This is a genomic window from Microcystis sp. T1-4 (assembly GCF_000297435.1).
Taxonomy (GTDB): domain Bacteria; phylum Cyanobacteriota; class Cyanobacteriia; order Cyanobacteriales; family Microcystaceae; genus Microcystis.
In genome coordinates, this window is the sequence record NZ_CAIP01000111.1 from 1 (window position 1) to 2,611 (window position 2,611).

Consider the following 2,611-nt stretch of genomic DNA (forward strand, 5'->3'; position numbering starts at 1 on the left):
TGATCGATTTTAAGGAAACCCAACATCCTTACCTGTTACTATGAAAGGATATAATAAGTTTACTTAAGGTCATCAAAGAGGTAACAAAACCTTAATGGAAAGTCGTATCCATATCCATCCAGATATTTGTAATGGAAGACCTGTTATAGCTGGAACCCGAATTCCGGTGCAAACAGTTATGGAATTTTTAGGAGCAGGGGATTCTATTGAAGAAGTCCTTGAAGAATATCCTTCTCTGAATCGAGAAGATATTTATGCCTGTATGCAATTTGCAGCAAGATTGATGGCGAATCACTATGAAGTCAGAAAAATTGCATGAATGGTTTTTTCTTTGATGAAAATTTACCAGCTAAAATCCTCTTCACTCCATCTTTACCGATCATTTTTAGGTAGAAGTCCAAGGGATACGGAAATTTGGCAATATGCAAAGGATAAAAAACTGGTTATTGTTACGAAAGATACAGACTTTTCTGATAGACTAATGCTAGATTTTTCCCCACCAAAAGTAGTACATCTCCGTTTTGGCAATATACGAAAACGAGAATTTCATCAGTTTTTAGCTCGTATTTGGCCAGAGTTTGAAGCTTTGGTTATTGAACATAAATTAGTTAATGTCTATTTAGATAGAATTGAAGCATTTAGATAATTTTTCCTAACATTCATTGCGATATCGCTAAGGTGGGTAATGCCTGCCTTACTCTAGGGAAAGTCCAGTAATAATATCTTCTGGGGGAATCCCAGCTTGAATTAAATTGGTTGTTAATCCTTCTTCAAGATTATCATCTTCAATGACAATTTTATTTTTCAATAAACGAGCGTGAAATAAAATTGTATTAATCCATGCTTCTTTTTCCCAACCAGTCATAATTATTAAAAAGTTGCCTGATTCTGGATCACAAACTGGGGTAATTTTAAGGGTTTGTAATCGAGGTTGCATCGCCGACTCTTTTCTGATAACTTGAGTCAGAATATCGGCATAATTTACTGTGTTATCCATTCGCAAATTATCTCCTTTTGAGGATTATAAATAATTAAATTGATTCTATTACGTTTAATAACCAGTTGGAAAATAGCTTTTTTGAAGTGTTTTAAATAAACTGCTTGACTAATGCCCAAAAAAAGTTTTCTTTCAGGTTCTTGTGAATCTAAAGCCCATTGGTATAATTGAAGTTGTCCTATTGTTTTTTCTAATTCACTGATAACTGAAGGCGTATCAAAGTCTTTGATTTCTACGGCAATTTTACGTTCTTCTTTTTCCGCAGCAAAAAACTTTTCTGCTCCTAAATCAGCTTTAAGCAAGGTTTTTTCTAAGGTTAGAATTAAAGGATCATCAGTGATTTTCCAACCCTCTTTTTCTAAAGTATGACGTAATGATAAATGTAGATCGTCTCGTCTGGACATCCTTATAAACCCTGCTTAAGAGGTTCGATTTCTATTCTACTACAGTTCGCCCTAATTCGGATTTATTATGACCGCAAAAGCGGTAAGGTGGGCAATGCTCACCCTACTATTTCTATTTTCGCTTGGTCAGGCTAGAGACTAACCCTAATCCTCCTAATCCTAACAAGGCAACAACGGAACTCAGTGCAGATCTGGTAGGGTGTGTTCCCTCATGCGAGTCCTACCGCTGCAGCGATAGATTTGAATGATTATAAGCTAAAAACGTCTAGGCACAGCGACGGACGGGAGTGCGAGTGCCGTCGAATAATTGTAAATTTTTGTTACGAAGTGCAGTCAGATTGAAGAATTAGTGATATGGTCGCTGAAAAGTTCTTTGTATCTCAGCTGATTGTCAGGAATCTACAAAATGGGGTGATATGTCGAAAGTTTCCCCATATCCTTACTCTGGTTATTCGGAAAGTTTCTGTATAATCAATGGTTAGCTGGCCTCGTAATATCACGATGTATCTGATTAGGAGCGATATTATGCGACTTAGTGAAAACTTTTTACAGCCAGCATTGTCAGATGATTTTTACTGGCTCAACGAGCCGACGCATTATCGTTTGGGTAATGGCTTGGAAATTTCTACAGATGAAAAAACTGATTTTTGGCAAAACACACACTATGGTTTTCAAAGAGACGATGGGCATTGCTTATTGATGCGACAAGTTGGCGATTTTTCCCTAATGACCCAAGTAGAATTTCAGCCTCGGGAAAAATATGATCAATGTGGCCTAATGGTGCGGATTGACAGTCAGAATTGGATAAAAGTTTCCACGGAATATGAAAGCGAACAAGCTAGTCGGCTTGGTTCTGTGGTGACCAATTTGGGATATTCTGATTGGGCAACGCAAGACATTTCTTCACGATACCGCGAAATGTGGTATCGCATCAGTAAACGGGGGAGCGATTTTCTGCTAGAGAATTCTTATGATGGGCAGGCTTGGCTGCAAATGCGGATCACACACTTACACAAGATAGCCGACGATTGCCAAATCGGAGTGTATGCCTGCAGCCCGATAGGCAAAGCGTTTCGCTGTTGTTTCAAAAACTTGCAAATCTCAGACAATCAGTGGCTGGTAATACCAGAAGCCAGCTAATAACTGTATGCACCCGACTGGCACTTATGCGCCTTAACGCCTGGCTTGTTGTGGTTCACGGCTTGTCTGT

The 2,611-nt window shown here is 38.5% G+C and carries 5 protein-coding genes; 3 read left to right on the top strand and 2 right to left on the bottom strand.

The window, feature by feature from the left end:
- The first annotated feature begins 94 nt into the window (after positions 1 to 94).
- Both MICAI_RS06260 and MICAI_RS06265 read left to right on the top strand, forming a co-directional pair.
- Positions 95 to 319 (top strand): DUF433 domain-containing protein, encoded by a 225-nt coding sequence (locus MICAI_RS06260; protein WP_008199295.1) that lies wholly within the window; start codon positions 95 to 97, stop codon positions 317 to 319.
- Positions 320 to 646: a DUF5615 family PIN-like protein gene (locus tag MICAI_RS06265; protein ID WP_232306148.1), complete on the top strand. Its 327-nt coding sequence runs from the start codon at positions 320 to 322 to the stop codon at positions 644 to 646.
- 48 nt (positions 647 to 694) lie between these two features.
- On the opposite strand, the gene MICAI_RS06270 is transcribed toward MICAI_RS06265, so the two are convergent.
- Together MICAI_RS06270 and MICAI_RS06275 are read right to left on the bottom strand one after the other, a co-directional pair.
- A complete protein-coding gene (locus tag MICAI_RS06270; protein ID WP_002784929.1) occupies positions 695 to 997 on the bottom strand; it encodes an element excision factor XisI family protein in 303 nt (100 codons plus the stop codon).
- On the bottom strand, positions 982 to 1,401 hold the full coding sequence (locus tag MICAI_RS06275; protein WP_002732677.1) for a XisH family protein: 420 nt from the start codon (positions 1,399 to 1,401) through the stop codon (positions 982 to 984). The genes MICAI_RS06270 and MICAI_RS06275 overlap by 16 nt, the downstream gene beginning before the upstream one ends.
- 525 nt (positions 1,402 to 1,926) lie before the next feature.
- Between MICAI_RS06275 and MICAI_RS06280 the strand changes: the two genes are divergently transcribed.
- Positions 1,927 to 2,541, top strand: a complete 615-nt coding sequence (locus tag MICAI_RS06280; protein ID WP_039899698.1) for a DUF1349 domain-containing protein — start codon at positions 1,927 to 1,929, stop codon at positions 2,539 to 2,541.
- Positions 2,542 to 2,611: the final 70 nt, after the last annotated feature.